The following is a 13,663-nucleotide window of genomic DNA, read 5'->3' as shown; positions in this document are numbered from 1 at the left end:
CTGGAGAAATACGTTCGCCGCGTGGCGTCAACCACGGGCGATGCTGTGGACCGCGGCAGGTGTGGCGACCCTCGGATTCCTCATCGCACTGGAGATCGCCGCGCGTCGCTACGGCCTACCGGGGCCGATCACCAACCAGGCACGAGAGGTGATATTCGCCCCCAAATCGGGTTTCCTGCTGTACGCCGGTATGGCGTTGATGATGGTGGTGCTCACCTGGCGGCAACGGTTCATCGCAGCTGGGGTCGCGATCGGTATCGACGTCGCCATCTTTCTGGTGCGGTGGTCGGTCGACGCCGAGGTGACCACCGGCCACCCCTTCGGGAACGGCGCGTTGTGGGTGATTTTGGGCTATGGCGTCATCGCTGTCACGCGCCGCACAGGCCGGGAACGTGTTCTGCTGCTCAAGGCTGTCGGGCTGGGCCTGCTGCTGGTGACCGGCCGCAAGACCGGCGACGCCTGGCTACTCATCACGTCGAAGACCCGCCCGGCCGTGCTCGACCAGTACGTGGCGACCGCCGATCACGCGCTGGGCAACCCCTCGTGGGTGGTGGGCCGGATGGTCGCGGCCACCGGCCCGATCGGCGCCCATGTCCTCGACTACGTCTACGTTCAGCTGGCGATGGCCGCGGTCATCGTCGCGATGTACCAGCTACGTGACGTGGCGGTCGAGCGCCGCTTCCCGCGCCATCATCTGGTGCGCACCTTTCTGGTCATCGGCCTCCTCGGGCCGGGCATCTACATGATCTTCCCGGTGGTCGGCCCGGTCTTCGCCTACGGCGCTGACGGCGGGCACTGGGCGGTGAGCAACATATGGCCGAACACGGCGCCGCCGATCATCACCCCGCACCACATGCCGTTCGACGAGATCACCCCACGCAACTGCATGCCGAGCCTGCACACAGCGTGGGCTACCGCGATCTTCATTCACTCCCGCAGGGGCCCACGAATTCTGCGATGCGCAGGTGCGTTCTGGCTGATAGCCACGCTCGGCGCAACACTGGGATTCGGCTACCACTACGGCGCGGATATCATCGCCGGCGTGGTGTTCACGCTCACGATAGAGTCAGCGCTGCGCTCGCTCGACCGTGGCTGGGACAGGTCAGGAATCCAACTGGTCACCTACAGTGCAACGGTCTTCGCCGCACTCTTGCTGTCCTATCGCTATCTGCCGATGGAGATGGCCGAACATGCGTGGGTGTTTGGACCACTTCTCATTCTGGCGATGACCTCGGTGATCCACCTCTACGTGCGGACCACCAGGCTGTGGGATCCGAAGGCCGCACCAACACGGCAACCGACACCGCAGCCCGAACTGGTCTGAGTCACATTGCTCGAACTGCTCGTCGCCGCGCGGTCTTCGTGCTGGTCAGTGCGTCCTTGGTCGGAGCACAGAATCAGCCGAAGGCGGCGCCCATGTCCGGCGATTCCCGATCCGGGCGTCATGTAGAGGCCGTGTCCTCGCCGTCGAATCCGGTACCGACGGCCAGTTGTTGGCCGGACTGCCCGATGTCTGTCGCGCGGAGCCCGGCGCGGCCACTGTCGATCTGATCCGTCCTCCCCGGCACATACACCCAACCACTCCGCCGACGACACGTCAGAGACCAGGACCTCAAACACTCCTCAAACACGGACAGGTCCTAGGGCGACCCGAGTTGGGGCGCGTAGACGATACGGCTTGAATACGGTCATGGACTCCCCGATCCGGGCCTCGCTGTCGGCCGCCGAACGCTCCGCTGTGGACGGTCTGATCCAGCGGGACCACCGGATCGCGGCAGTCGCCCGCGTGCGTGAGGCGTTCCGAGCCGAATCCAGGCCGGGCCTGTATGAAACGCTCGATGTGGTGGCAGAGCGCTACGGGGAGCTGGGCCGACGGTTCGAGGGATATCCGACCCCGCCGCTGAACCTGGTGACGCTCACGGAGAAGATCCAGGCGTTGCCCGGCCGGACGGTGGCCATCGAGGCACTGTGGGACGGTGACACCGAGGGCTGGTGCGTGGACCTGATGGCGCTCACAGACGTCCCGGCTGCCGAGCACCGGCTCGCCACCATCCGGCACGGCAGTGATCTGCGACTGTTCAACGGCGAAGTCCCGCCATGGCCCGAAGCGCAGGAAGCGGAGACGGTCGGTCGTGCCCTGGCCGAGCGGTTCGACGTGCCGTTCCACTTCGCCGGCCCCGATCGGCCCGACGACGACGCCCCCCGCTGGAGGGCCACCCACGGGTGCCGAAGGCGCGGTTCGCCATGAGGCTGACAGCAAATCCGGAGGTCGTCCTTCCTACTGGTACCTGAATTGGACAGTGGCCGACGAACGCCTCCTGCCAGGTTTCGGGCACACACTCCCGGGTGCCCGCCAGTAGTGCGGCGTCCGTCGACCGGCCGTCGGACCTCGACCGACCACACGTCGGCCTGCGGCGCACCCTTCACCGGATCAACCTGGTGATGACGCGACGACCTCCTGGTGTTCTCACCCGTCTGGTCTCCAGCGATCACGTAGTCGTGCGCCGAGGACCACCACGAACTGCACGTGATGTGGGACCGCAGCGGGGGTGGCAGCCTGAGTACAGGCTGCGCTTCGGCAGCGGTGAGTCGACCGCATCCGAGGGCCTCCGGAGGCAGGGCCGCGGGACATGGAAGCCAAGGAAGTCGCCCGCCCTGCGCGTCGTCGGCGACACCCAAGGAGACAAGCCAGATGCTCGCGATTCACCTCACCCGGTTCGGGGAGCCTGAGCAGAGTCTGAAGGTCGTCGACGTTCCCGAGCCGGGGGCTCCCGCCGCAGGCCAGGCGCGGGTCCAGGTCGAGTACGCCCCACTGGACCACCACGACCTGCTGCTCGCCCAGGGCTACGGCGACAGCCCGGACGGTCTTCGCTCACGATCAAGGAACAGCACATGATCACACACAGCACCATTGGCGTACTCGGCGCAGGAGAGGTGGGACAGGCGGTCGCCGACAAGGCCGTCCGCCACGGCCATGAGGTGGTCATAGGCAACAGCCGGGGCCCGAAGACTTTGGACGCCCTCGTGGAGAGGCTGGGGCCACTGGCCCACGCGGCCACGGCCGAGGAGGCGGTGAAGCCCGAGGTCGTTTTCCTCTCGGTGCCGTTCTTCGCCGTGCCGGAACTGACCGGCCTCACCTCCTGGGCCGGGAAGATCGTCGTCGACACGACGAATCAGTTCGCGGCGGCCAACCCCTGGCGGGGCCGGTACGACGTCGGTGACCTCACGGGCAGCGAGTGGGTCGCCCAGCACCTTCCCGGCGCTCGGGTCGTGAAGGCTCTCAACACCTTGTTCGCCCCGTTCATCGCCGCTGACCCCCGGCATGCCGAAGGACGACAAGTGGCCTTCTACGCGGGTGATGACGCCGATGCGAAGGCCGTGGTGGCCGACTTGCTGGACACATTCGGATTCGCCGTCCTGGACCTTGGCGGTCTACGGGAGGGCGGCCGGCTGATGCAGCTGGACGGTGCACTCAGCGGAAAGCACCTGCTGCTCCAGGACGTCGGCTGACGCACCGGTCAAGCCCACACACCAGCGCGCAGGAGGAGGACAATCATGAACCGTCGTGTCGTCCACACCCGTGGCGGGTCACCCGCCGACGTCCTGACCGTCATCGAGGAGCCCGAGCCGGAAGCACCTGTGCGCGGTCAGGTCCTCATCCGCACCATGGCCTTCCCGGTGCACCGTGGTGATCTCCTCGCCGTCGAGTCCTACCCCGGGACGGCTGCGGAGCCGGTTCCGGTGGGCGCGGAAGCGACCGGCGTGGTGGAGGCCATCGGCCCGGGTACGCACGGGGCAGCGGGCGTCGAGGTCGGCGGCCGCGTAGCGGTCTTTCCCCTGCCGGGGGGATGGTCGCAGTGGATCCTGGCGGACGCCGAGATGATCGTCCCCGTGCCGGACGAGCTGCCGGACGAGGTCGCCGCGCAGATGCTGGTGAACCCGCTCACCGCGGTGATGCTGCGGCGGCAGGCGCAGGAGCACCTGGCCTTCGGATACGACGGTGTTCTGGTGCAGACGGCCGCGGGCTCGTCGGTCGGGCGGCTGGTCACGGGTGTGTGCCAGTTCCACAACATGGGCCTGGTCAACGTCGTCCGCAGCGAGCGCGGCGCCGCCGAGCTGCGCAAACGGTTCCCGGACGTCCCGGTCGTGGCGACAGAACATGCAGGCTGGACCGACGAGGTCCGCAGGGCAGCCGGCGGCCGCCCGGTCAGTGTGGCCTTCGACCCGGTCGGCGGGAAGCTGACTGAAGGCCTTCTGGACCTGTTGGCGCCGGGCGGGAAACTGGTCAGCTACGGGGAGCTCGCCGAGGAGCCGATCTCGGTGCACGCGTCGACGCTGCTGCACAAGTCACTGACGCTGCGCGGCGCGACCCTGGGCCGGTGGCTGTACGAGGCCTCCCCCGAGAGGCGGGCATCCGACGTGGCTGCCGCGACGCAGATCGCGCTGACGCTCAAGGACCAGTTCGACGTGGCCGCCACGTACCCCCTCGGCGAGCTGGCCGATGCCGTGGAGCACGCGGTACGGCCCGGCAAGATCGGCTCCGTCCTCATCCGCCCTTGATGGCTGCCCCTACCCGGACGGCAAGATCGTGCGACAAACGACACGTGCCGACAACCGAGGCACAACGGCGCGGACCGCGCCGGGCAGTCGACTGTCAGGCCTGGTCGGCGCCGGCCCGCTTGCGCGCACGATAGTTGCGCAGGTTGGCCGCGTTGCCGCAGACGTGGACGTCGTGCCAGACGCCACTGTTGTTGCGGGAGCGGTCGTAGAAGGCAGTCAGGCAGCGCGTGTTTCGGCAAGACTTCAGGCGGCGCAGCGTATCGGTGCACTGCGCCTCGTAGGCCTCGATGAGCGCGAGCGACGCCGCCTGCCGCCATCCCGTGCCGCGGGGCTCAGCGTAGATGGCCCCGTTTTCGTCGAGCCGCAGACCGGTGGGCAAGGTCATCAGCGAAGCCGCCGGGCCGGGCTCCGCCGCCGGGTCACCGGGCTGCGCGTGGAGGCTCTGTCCCAGGTCATGACGGAAGTCGCGGAGGCCCTGCAGGTCCTCGGCTGTCAGTTCGATGCCGGGTGCGGGCCGGTGGGTCGCGCTACTCCAGCTCTTCAATGCCTGGTCAAGCCAGGCACGGGCGCCCTCAACGGTCTCCAGAAGGTCGGGCTCCCGGGGCTTTCCGGCGGACAGTGTGTTGAGCAGGTCCTGCACGAAGGCAAGCCCGCCCGGGGCGGGCTCCAGGCCGTATCGGGCTGTCGCAGTCCAGGACATTCGCGGACCTCTTTCGATGACGGCAGCTACGGCAACATGCCCGTAGCCTATTCACTTATTACGTTTGGAAGTGTAACTCTCCACATGACGAGTGCCGGCTTCCCGAAGTTCCAGGTAGCGTCCGGCCGGTTCGCCCATGCGGGCCGCGCCGCTTGGGCGAGTCGCGAACAGAAGCATCTGGACGTCGGATATGCACTCAGTGACGCCTGCTCGCCCCGGGCGCCCCGACCGCTGCGGGACCGGGCGGCCAGGCCCGGCCGCTCAGCCCTTGGCGGACCGCGCCGAGCCCCACAGTGCGCCCCGGTTGACCCGGCCGGGATGCAGTTCCAACATGCCTCGGTAAAGGTCGAGCGTGGTCGTGGTGCGCTCTGCGACCGCCTCGAAGTCGTGGATATAGCGCCGGGTCTCGGCGATTGCCTTCGGGTCATCAGGACGGTCGGGGTTCTTGTGTCCCGCGACCACCGCTTCCGGCTCCAGCGCGGCGATGGTGTCGAGCGCGTCCAGCCAGGCTCGGCGACCCTCCGCGGGCGATTCGGCGAGATAGAGGTGCACATCGTTGTAGACGGCGTCTCCGGCCACGACCAAGCCGATCGACGGCACATGCAGACAGGTGGTGTCATCGGTGTCCGTGTGCCCGAGTCCGACGACGACGAGGTCGTGACCCTCCAGCTCCAGCCGATCACCGGCCAGCGGCTCCGCGGCCACGAGCCTGTCCGGGATCTGGCCGGGGAAGCGCTTGTCCCAGAACGACGCGACGAACTCCGGCGCCATCTGCTTCTTCATCTGCTCGACCACCGCCGGCGTCGCCACTGCGCGCGCCCCCGGGAAGCGCTCAAGAAGGGTGCCCAGCCCGAACCAGTGGTCACCGTGCCCGTGGGTCACGTAGACCGTGGTGAGGTTCATGCCGCTCGCCGCGACCCAGTCGGCCAGCCGGTCGGCCTGCTCGGCGGTCATCAGCGCGTCGACCAGCACCGCGTCGCGCTCGCCCGTGATCAGTGTGGCCGTGATGGGCGACCACATGCGCCGGGGGACGTCCGGCGGCAGGTCCGCGATCTCGGTGGGGATCGACGGCGCTACGTGGACACTCCAACTCAGGTGCGCTCCGGGCATGATCGCTTCCTTGGGACTCAGAGGCAGCGACAACAGAGATGTAACCGATCAGACATGTCGGTACCTGTGAATGCTGCCTGGCCTGTCGTACTTCTCCAGCCGAAAGTAACTCGACTCAATGACAGAGTCAATCTGCGTATGATTATGTCACTTGGGTCGTCGCTGTGCAGGCATTGAATTCCACTGCGCAAGCGGTCCGCCGCCGCAGGTACGTGACCGGACGACCGCGCGGGCCGCACGTCGCCCCTCAGGAAGGAGTCATCATGACCGCATCCGCGCCCAGCTCTCTGACGTACGAGACCTTCGTCTCGGACGGCACACCCCGGGCCGGCGAGGAACGTCTGCCGAACGGCGACGGGCTCGTCTCCTCACCGCTGACCTCGACGCTGATCTTCGGGGAAGAGGACGCCGTCCTGGTCGATCCGCCTTTCACCCGTGACCAGATCGAACAGGTCGGTGACTGGGTCGAGCGGTCCGGCAGGCGCCTGACCCACATCTACTCCACCCACGGGCACGGCGATCACTGGTTCGGCACCGCGGAACTCGTGAAGCGATTCCACGGCGTCACCGTCTACGCGACCCGCGGCACCATCGAGATCATGCGCCAGCAGGCCACCGACGGGCGTGAACAGATGTGGGACAAACGCTTTCCCGGCCTGATCCCCGACAGCCCGGTTCTGGCCCAGCCCATTCCCGCCGACGGCTTCCAACTGGAGCGCAACCTCGTCCAGGCCGTCGAGGTCGGGCACACGGACACCGACCAGACGTCCGTTCTGCACGTACCGTCCATCGGTCTCGTAGTCGCCGGCGACGTCGCCTACAACGGGGTGCACCAGTACATCCTCGAAGGCGGCGATGGCGGCCTGCAGAAATGGCTTGCGGCCATCGATCGCGTCGCCGCGCTCGAGCCGCGCTCGGTCGTGGCCGGCCACAAGAACAAAGACCTGCCGGACGACCCCGCCATTCTCGACCGGACCCGGCAGTACCTGCTGGACGCCATCCGACTGCTCGACGAACACCCGACCGCCCGCGAGTTCTTCGACGGGATGACAGGGCTCTACCCGGATCTGCTCAACCCGGGTCCGGTGTGGTACGGAGCGGTCGGGCTCCTGGGAAAGTGACCGGGAGCAGCCGTCGTGGCGACAGTGCGGCGCCATGGGCGCCCGTGGCGACGTCCGAGGACCCGACGATCCTGGATGCGGTCGCCGACGACCCGGGTGCACTCACGTTGTCGACGGCCCGTCTCCCCCTCGACTTCGGGGTGTGCGGCTGCGGGCGTACCGGAACGACCTCGGGGGTTCGAGAGCAGGGCACACCTCGAGGGCAGGGCACGGCTCAGGTGAGACGGGCACCCTCGATGCGGTTCTGGTGCAGGCGCAGATACATGGCGACCAGATCGAGCAGCGGAACGGTGAGCCCGAGCCGGTGGGCGCGCAGGACCAGGTCTCCGTAGATGTGCTCGGTCTCGGCACGGGGCGAGGCGGACGATGTCCCCTTGGGCGTCGAGTGTGGTCGCCACCTTCGACACACCGCCCGGGACGGCCTGGTCGCCGAAGCGTGCGGCCAGGACATCGACGTGCCGGACCCCGTTGAGGAGGGGGACGACGAGGGAGTGCGGACCGACCGCGGCCGCCATGTCGTCGACGGCCCGCTCGAGCCCGGTGGCCTTGACCGCCAGCAGGACGACGTCATAGGGGGCCGCCAACTCCTCGCAGGGCGTCGCCACAGCGGGCGCCGCCACACTTTCGCCAGAGGCAAACACGGTACGGCTATGTTCTTACAGACCCCCATCGCGGCAGAGAGGTGCCGTAATGTCCGACTTGCGCGACATAGCCAATAGGCATACGCTTATTTCTAACGGGAGCTTGAGGTGCGGCACCCCTCTCCGGCGCCACCCATGAGCCGTTCTCCCGGCAGTGGTCGTACGGCGCGCAGCGCTGTTCCCATGCCGCGTCCCCACCGATGGAGGTCTGACGATGATCATTGACGCAGCGGAACTCGACGCCACCCACGCGTACAAACTGCTGATCGGAAGCATCATCCCGCGCGCCCTGGCCTGGGTCAGCACGGTGTCGACCGAGGGTGTGGCCAACCTCGCGCCCATCTCCTTCTTCACCGCCGTCGGCAGGAAGCCGCCCATGGTCTCGATCACGCTGCAGCCGAAGTCGGACGGCGTCACGCTGAAGGACACCTTCATCAACATCCGTGACACCGGCGAGTTCGTCACCAACCTGGTGACGCTGCCACAGGCGGACGCCATGCACGGTTCGGCGTTCGGGTTCGAGCCGGACGTGGACGAGTTCGAGGCGCTCGGCCTGGACAAGGAGCCGTCCGAGGTGGTGCGCGCACCCCGGGTCAAGGATGCGCCGATCTCCTTCGAGTGCGTCGTCGACCGGATCATCCCCGTCGGGGACGACATGGTCGACCACGTGGTGTGGGGCCGGGTGGTGCGCTTCCACGTCCGGGACGACCTCTACCTGGAGCGGGGCCGGATCGACACCGCCGCCCTCCCGGCCGTGGGACGCCTGGCCGCCGAGTACACCCTGGTCGAGAACGTCTTCACCACGCCCCTGGACAAGGAACTGCTCGAAGCCCGGCACGACCAGCGGATGCAGCGCCTGGACGGACGGCCCGCCGACTGGTCCCCGATCAACACCAAGGAATGGTCCCCCTCGGGCGAGGTCAGGGTCGCTCCCGGAAAGTGAGCACAGCAATGAGGACAGAGCGGATCGGAACGAGCGATGTGCGGTTCCGGCGGCAGGGCGAGGGAGACTTCGCCGTGGTGTTCGTCCACGGCTTCCTGGACGACCAGTACGTCTGGGACGGCCTGATCGGCGAACTCACCACCCCCGGCGTCGAATGCGTCACCCTCGACCTGGCCGGGAGCGGGGACCGCACGCAGGCGAGCGGGCCGTTCACCTACGACCGGTTCGCCGACGAGGTGGGCGCCGTGGCCGAGGCCCTCGGCAAGCCCTTCGTGATCGTCGGGCAGAGCATGGGATCGGCGGTGGCCGAGCTGGTGGCGGCGCGGCACCCCGACCGGGCTCTCGGCCTGGTCCTGGTCACCCCGATCCCGCTGGCCGGCACCCGGCAGCCCGACGAGGTGATGGACACCTTCCGTTCCCTGGGCGGCGACGGCGACGCCCAGCGCGCGGTCAGGACGCAACTGTCGGCCGCGCTGGCGGAGGCTGAGCTCGACCGGCTGGTGGTGAGCGGCACTCGGATCCGTCCCGAGACCGTACGGGAGGCCGCCGACTGCTGGAACAACGGGCACCCGGCGGGCGAGCGGCCCAGCCGGTACACCGGCCCCGTACTCATCGTGCGCGGCGAGGACGACGGCTTCGTCACCGCCGAGCTGGTCGCCCAGGGAGTAGCACCTCGGTTCGCCGCGCCCCAGACGGTCACGGTCGGCCGGGCCGGGCACTGGGCCCACCTGGAGCAGCCGGCCACCGTCGCAGGCCACCTCGACCGCTTCCTGGCCGGTGTGCTGCCCGTCGTGCGCGCGTCGGACTGGACCAACGCCTTCGAGGAGAAGTCGGCCAACGCGTTCAGCGACGCGTTCGCCGCCGGCGTGACGCTGGAGGCGAGCATCCTCACCCGCCCGGTCGAGGGCCGCGACCAGGTCAAGAACGTGATGGCCGCGGCGAGCACGATCTACGACTCTCTCGTCTTCACCCAGCAGACCGTCAACGGGGAGCGCTCCTACCTGGAGTGGCACGCCACCGCGTTCGGCGGCACACAGATCGACGGCGTGACGATCCTGACGAAGGACGCGGACGGACAGATCGTCCGGGCCGCCATCCACCACCGGCCGCTCGGCGCCGTCCACCGGTTCTCCGCCGAACTGGGCCGCAGGCTTGCGGGCGTACTCGACGCCGAGTACTTCCACCAGGGCTGAGCCCCCGTTTCCGTCATTCCGACCAGGGCCCGGCCCTGGTCGCACCGAGGAGGTTGTTCCATGGTCCAGCGCGAGGATGTCGCATTCGACGCCGACGGCGGGGTCACGCTGCGCGGCTGGCTCTTCCTGCCGGACGGTCCCGGCCCGCACCCGGCGATCACCATGGCCCACGGCTACGCCGGGGTCAGGGACCACGGCCTGGAGCCTTTCGCGCGGGCCTTCGCCGAGGCGGGGTTCGTCGTCCTGCTGCACGACCACCGCAACTTCGGGGCCAGCGACGGCCTTCCCCGGCAGGACATCGAACCCTGGCGGCAGATCGCCGACTGGCGCCGCGCCATCTCCTACCTGGAGAGCCGGCCCGAGACCGACGCCGGCCGGATCGGCCTGTGGGGCACCAGCTACGCCGGTGGCCACGCGATCGTGCTGGGCGCCACCGACCGGCGGCTGCGCGCCGTGGTCTCCCAGGTGCCGACCATCAGCGGCTTCGAGCAGGGGCGGCGCCGCATCGCGCCGGAAGCGGTCGCGAAGGTGGAGGCGGCCTTCGACGAGGACGAGCGCGCCCAGGCCCGCGGCGAGGCCCCCCGCACCCAGGCCGTCGTCGGCGACGACCCGGCCGTGCCCGCCTCCTACCGCACGCGGGAGGCCATCGACTTCTACCTCCAGCCCGTACCGGAGGGCGTGTGGAGCAACGAGGTCACGGTCCGCTCCAACCGGCTGGCCCGCATGTACGAGCCGGGGACCTGGATCAGCCGGGTCTCCCCCACGCCGCTGCTCATGGTGATCGCCGACAACGACACCGTGACCCTCACCGACACGGGGCTCGCGGCCTTCGAGCAGGCCCTGGAGCCCAAGCGGCTGCAGATCATCCCCGGCGGCCACTTCGACCCGTACACCACCGAGTTCGACCAGGCGAGCAGCGGCGCCCTCGACTGGTTCCACCGGCACCTCTCCTGACGAGCGCCCCCGACAGAGTGCAAGGACGAACCATGCCCCATCTGACCTACTCCATCGACGACGGCCTCGCCACGCTGGTCCTGACCAACCCGCCGCAGAACCGCATCGACCCACAGATGGCCACCGACCTCGCCGAAGCGCTGGAGGCGATCGGCCACAGCGACGCCCGCGCGGTGCTGGTGCGCGCCGAAGGCCCGGACTTCAGCTTCGGCGGCGACATCGTCGACTGGCCGGATACGGACGTACGCGAACTGCGGACCCTCTTCGAGCGCTACATGCAGGTCTTCAACCAGCTCGAGCGGCTCCCGCTGCCGGTGATCGCCGCCGTCCACGGGCTGTGCTTCGGCGGCGGTCTGGAACTCGCGCTCCGCGCCGACGTGATCTTCGCCGGCGAGACGGCCCGCTTCGGCCACCCCGAGCAGACCCTGGGCATCGTCACCCTGCTCGGCGGGATCTACCGGGTCGCCGAGCGTGCGGGCCGGGCACGCGCCGCGGAATGGGCACTCACCTCCGAGCAGGTGCCCGCCAGGGTCATGGCCGACGCCGGTGTCGTCAACCGGGTCGTCGCCGACGACACCCTGCTGGCCGAGGCGACCGCCTTCGCTCGCAAGGTGGCCAAGGGACCCACCCGTGCCTACGCCGCGCACAAGGCCCTGCTGCGCGCCTGGACCGTCGGCGGTGTCTCCGCCGCGGACGAGGCGATGTTCGACATCGCCATGCCGCTGTTCGAAACCGACGACGTCAAGAAGGGCCTCGCCTCCGCCGTCAAGGCCTTCAAGGCGAAGCAGCCTCGGCCCGCCGTCGACTTCCAGGGCCACTGACCGGCCCCGGGCCCACCCACACCACCACAGAAAACCGCAGGACCCCTCCCCCAGGCATCAGGCCCCCCTGCCGCCGGCACCCGCCGATGGGTGGTGGGTGCCGGGTGCACGGCACCCACCGTGACCGGCCCCCATGACCGGCACCGTGGCCCGGCAGCGCGGCCGCGCCACGGCCCGGGCCGGGCCGGGCCGCAGCCGGGCCGCAAGGCCCCCGGCCCCACGGCGCACGACGTCGGCCCGCGGCCGCGGGCGCCTGCCCGTACGGGCCGGCCGCGAGCAACCGCGCCGCGCCGTCCCGTACGGCACCAGCCGGGGGAAGGGACCTCCACCGCAGCCCTCGCGTTCGTCTGCCCGGGGCAGGCAGGCGCGACGCGCACGAAGGAACAGCAGTCATGAACGCAGAAAGCGCCACGTCAGCCGGGCACGGCGAAGCCACCGGCCGGGACAGCAAGCCGGTCTTCGCCCTGCACCGCCGCGGCAAGATGGCGATCACATCGACCGTGCCGCTGCGCGACAGCGACGACCTCTCCCTCGCCTACACCCCCGGCGTCGCCGAGGTGTGCACCGCGATCGTCGAGCAGCCCGAACTCGTTCACGACTACACCTGGGCCTCCCACACCGTCGCCGTCGTCACCGACGGCTCCGCCGTGCTCGGCCTGGGCAACATCGGGCCGCAGGCCTCGCTGCCGGTCATGGAGGGCAAAGCGGTCCTGTTCAAGCAGTTCGGCGCCGTGGACGCGGTCCCCGTCGCACTGGCCACCACCGACGTGGACGAGATCGTGGAAACAGTGGCCCGCCTCGCCCCCTCCTTCGGCGGCATCAACCTCGAGGACATCTCCGCCCCCCGGTGCTTCGAGATCGAACGCAGGCTCCAGGAACGCCTCGACATCCCCGTCTTCCACGACGACCAGCACGGCACGGCCATCGTCACCCTCGCCGCCCTGCGCAACGCCGCCCGGCTCACCGGCCGCGACCTCGCCGACCTGCGCGCGGTCATCTCCGGCGCCGGCGCGGCCGGCGTCGCCATCGCCAAGATCCTCACAGAGGCAGGGATCGGGGACATCGCCGTCGCCGACCGGACCGGCATCATCCACCCAGGCCGCACCGACCTGACCGACGTCAAGCGCGACCTCGCGGAAAACACCAACCGGGCAGGACTCGCCGGCACGCTGCAGGACGCCCTCGCCGACGCCGACGTCTTCATCGGCGTCTCCGGCGGCACGGTCCCCGAAACCGCCGTCGCCACCATGGCCAAGGGAGCGTTCATCTTCGCCATGGCCAATCCCACCCCGGAAATCCACCCCGACATCGCCCGCGGCTACGCGGCCGTCGTGGCCACCGGCCGCAGCGACTACCCCAACCAGATCAACAACGTTCTCGCCTTCCCCGGCATCTTCCCCGGGGCCCTCCGCGTCCGCGCCAGCCGCATCACCCCCGGCATGAAACTCGCCGCCGCCGATGCCCTCGCCTCCGTGGTCGCCGACGAGCTGCGCCCCGACCACATCATCCCTTCCCCCTTCGACCCACGAGTGGCCCCCGCGGTCGCCGAGGCCGTCGCCACCGCCGCCCGGCTCGAGGGAGTGACCCGGCGGTGAACCACCCAGCGGTCACCCCGAACGG

At 69.3% G+C, this 13,663-nt stretch carries 14 protein-coding genes; 11 read left to right on the top strand and 3 right to left on the bottom strand.

The genetic code is table 11. The features are described 5' to 3' along the window. Nucleotides 1–40 precede the first annotated feature (40 nt). The 5 genes from OG568_RS45300 to OG568_RS45280 all read left to right on the top strand — a co-directional run bounded on the left by OG568_RS45300 (nucleotide 41) and on the right by OG568_RS45280 (nucleotide 4,560). Entirely contained in the window at nucleotides 41–1,324 is a 1,284-nt protein-coding gene (locus OG568_RS45300; protein WP_329535802.1) for a phosphatase PAP2 family protein, read from the top strand. Between the two features lie 366 nt (nucleotides 1,325–1,690). Further along, complete coding sequence (locus OG568_RS45295) at nucleotides 1,691–2,248, top strand: hypothetical protein (protein WP_329535801.1); 558 nt, start codon at nucleotides 1,691–1,693, stop codon at nucleotides 2,246–2,248. Between the two features lie 444 nt (nucleotides 2,249–2,692). After that, nucleotides 2,693–2,896, top strand: a complete 204-nt coding sequence (locus tag OG568_RS45290) for a hypothetical protein (RefSeq protein WP_329535800.1) — start codon at nucleotides 2,693–2,695, stop codon at nucleotides 2,894–2,896. Further along, complete coding sequence (locus OG568_RS45285; RefSeq protein WP_329372447.1) at nucleotides 2,893–3,510, top strand: NADPH-dependent F420 reductase; 618 nt, start codon at nucleotides 2,893–2,895, stop codon at nucleotides 3,508–3,510. The genes OG568_RS45290 and OG568_RS45285 overlap by 4 nt, the downstream gene beginning before the upstream one ends. A 45-nt stretch (nucleotides 3,511–3,555) precedes the next feature. Then, a complete protein-coding gene (locus tag OG568_RS45280) occupies nucleotides 3,556–4,560 on the top strand; it encodes a zinc-binding dehydrogenase (protein ID WP_329535799.1) in 1,005 nt (334 codons plus the stop codon). 94 nt (nucleotides 4,561–4,654) lie between these two features. Here the strand turns inward: OG568_RS45280 and OG568_RS45275 are convergent, their stop codons facing one another. Further along, the gene (locus OG568_RS45275; RefSeq protein ID WP_329535798.1) at nucleotides 4,655–5,260 is read right to left on the bottom strand and encodes a CGNR zinc finger domain-containing protein; all 606 of its coding nucleotides are present in this window, start codon (nucleotides 5,258–5,260) and stop codon (nucleotides 4,655–4,657) included. A gap of 261 nt (nucleotides 5,261–5,521) precedes the next feature. Continuing rightward, nucleotides 5,522–6,370, bottom strand: coding sequence for an MBL fold metallo-hydrolase (locus OG568_RS45270; RefSeq protein WP_329535797.1), 849 nt, complete (start codon nucleotides 6,368–6,370; stop codon nucleotides 5,522–5,524). Nucleotides 6,371–6,633: 263 nt separating this feature from the next. Between OG568_RS45270 and OG568_RS45265 the strand changes: the two genes are divergently transcribed. Continuing rightward, nucleotides 6,634–7,491 (top strand): MBL fold metallo-hydrolase, encoded by an 858-nt coding sequence (locus OG568_RS45265; RefSeq protein ID WP_329535796.1) that lies wholly within the window; start codon nucleotides 6,634–6,636, stop codon nucleotides 7,489–7,491. On the opposite strand, the gene OG568_RS45260 is transcribed toward OG568_RS45265, so the two are convergent. Next, nucleotides 7,428–8,096: a 2-dehydropantoate 2-reductase N-terminal domain-containing protein gene (locus OG568_RS45260; protein WP_329536619.1), complete on the bottom strand. Its 669-nt coding sequence runs from the start codon at nucleotides 8,094–8,096 to the stop codon at nucleotides 7,428–7,430. The two genes, OG568_RS45265 and OG568_RS45260, sit on opposite strands and share 64 nt — an antisense overlap. A gap of 250 nt (nucleotides 8,097–8,346) precedes the next feature. Here OG568_RS45260 and OG568_RS45255 point away from each other — a divergent pair, with 250 nt between their 5' ends. From OG568_RS45255 to OG568_RS45235, 5 genes are all read left to right on the top strand, one after another. Next, the gene (locus OG568_RS45255) at nucleotides 8,347–9,075 is read left to right on the top strand and encodes a flavin reductase family protein (protein ID WP_266579498.1); all 729 of its coding nucleotides are present in this window, start codon (nucleotides 8,347–8,349) and stop codon (nucleotides 9,073–9,075) included. Between the two features lie 8 nt (nucleotides 9,076–9,083). Next, on the top strand, nucleotides 9,084–10,268 hold the full coding sequence (locus OG568_RS45250) for an alpha/beta fold hydrolase (protein WP_329535795.1): 1,185 nt from the start codon (nucleotides 9,084–9,086) through the stop codon (nucleotides 10,266–10,268). A 60-nt stretch (nucleotides 10,269–10,328) separates the two neighbouring features. Continuing rightward, on the top strand, nucleotides 10,329–11,222 hold the full coding sequence (locus tag OG568_RS45245) for an alpha/beta hydrolase (RefSeq protein WP_329535794.1): 894 nt from the start codon (nucleotides 10,329–10,331) through the stop codon (nucleotides 11,220–11,222). A gap of 32 nt (nucleotides 11,223–11,254) precedes the next feature. Continuing rightward, nucleotides 11,255–12,043 (top strand): enoyl-CoA hydratase/isomerase family protein, encoded by a 789-nt coding sequence (locus OG568_RS45240; protein WP_329535793.1) that lies wholly within the window; start codon nucleotides 11,255–11,257, stop codon nucleotides 12,041–12,043. Between the two features lie 392 nt (nucleotides 12,044–12,435). Then, a complete protein-coding gene (locus OG568_RS45235; protein WP_329535792.1) occupies nucleotides 12,436–13,638 on the top strand; it encodes an NAD(P)-dependent malic enzyme in 1,203 nt (400 codons plus the stop codon). Nucleotides 13,639–13,663 lie beyond the last annotated feature (25 nt).

The sequence above is a fragment of the Streptomyces sp. NBC_01450 genome (assembly GCF_036227505.1).
Taxonomy (GTDB): Bacteria; Actinomycetota; Actinomycetes; order Streptomycetales; family Streptomycetaceae; genus Streptomyces.
Note: the sequence above shows the minus strand (reverse complement) of the source record. Positions and strands in the feature narration are given on the sequence as shown.

Bases quoted from the DNA above. Each gene is read 5' to 3' on its own strand.
- OG568_RS45255 (WP_266579498.1), top strand. From the start codon at position 8,347: ATGATCATTGACGCAGCGGAACTCGACGCCACCCACGCGTACAAACTG.
- OG568_RS45280 (WP_329535799.1), top strand. From the start codon at position 3,556: ATGAACCGTCGTGTCGTCCACACCCGTGGCGGGTCACCCGCCGACGTC.
- OG568_RS45250 (WP_329535795.1), top strand. From the start codon at position 9,084: ATGAGGACAGAGCGGATCGGAACGAGCGATGTGCGGTTCCGGCGGCAG.
- OG568_RS45235 (WP_329535792.1), top strand. From the start codon at position 12,436: ATGAACGCAGAAAGCGCCACGTCAGCCGGGCACGGCGAAGCCACCGGC.
- OG568_RS45290 (WP_329535800.1), top strand. From the start codon at position 2,693: ATGCTCGCGATTCACCTCACCCGGTTCGGGGAGCCTGAGCAGAGTCTG.
- OG568_RS45275 (WP_329535798.1), bottom strand. From the start codon at position 5,260: ATGTCCTGGACTGCGACAGCCCGATACGGCCTGGAGCCCGCCCCGGGC.
- OG568_RS45265 (WP_329535796.1), top strand. From the start codon at position 6,634: ATGACCGCATCCGCGCCCAGCTCTCTGACGTACGAGACCTTCGTCTCG.
- OG568_RS45245 (WP_329535794.1), top strand. From the start codon at position 10,329: ATGGTCCAGCGCGAGGATGTCGCATTCGACGCCGACGGCGGGGTCACG.
- OG568_RS45240 (WP_329535793.1), top strand. From the start codon at position 11,255: ATGCCCCATCTGACCTACTCCATCGACGACGGCCTCGCCACGCTGGTC.
- OG568_RS45285 (WP_329372447.1), top strand. From the start codon at position 2,893: ATGATCACACACAGCACCATTGGCGTACTCGGCGCAGGAGAGGTGGGA.
- OG568_RS45300 (WP_329535802.1), top strand. From the start codon at position 41: ATGCTGTGGACCGCGGCAGGTGTGGCGACCCTCGGATTCCTCATCGCA.
- OG568_RS45270 (WP_329535797.1), bottom strand. From the start codon at position 6,370: ATGCCCGGAGCGCACCTGAGTTGGAGTGTCCACGTAGCGCCGTCGATC.
- OG568_RS45295 (WP_329535801.1), top strand. From the start codon at position 1,691: ATGGACTCCCCGATCCGGGCCTCGCTGTCGGCCGCCGAACGCTCCGCT.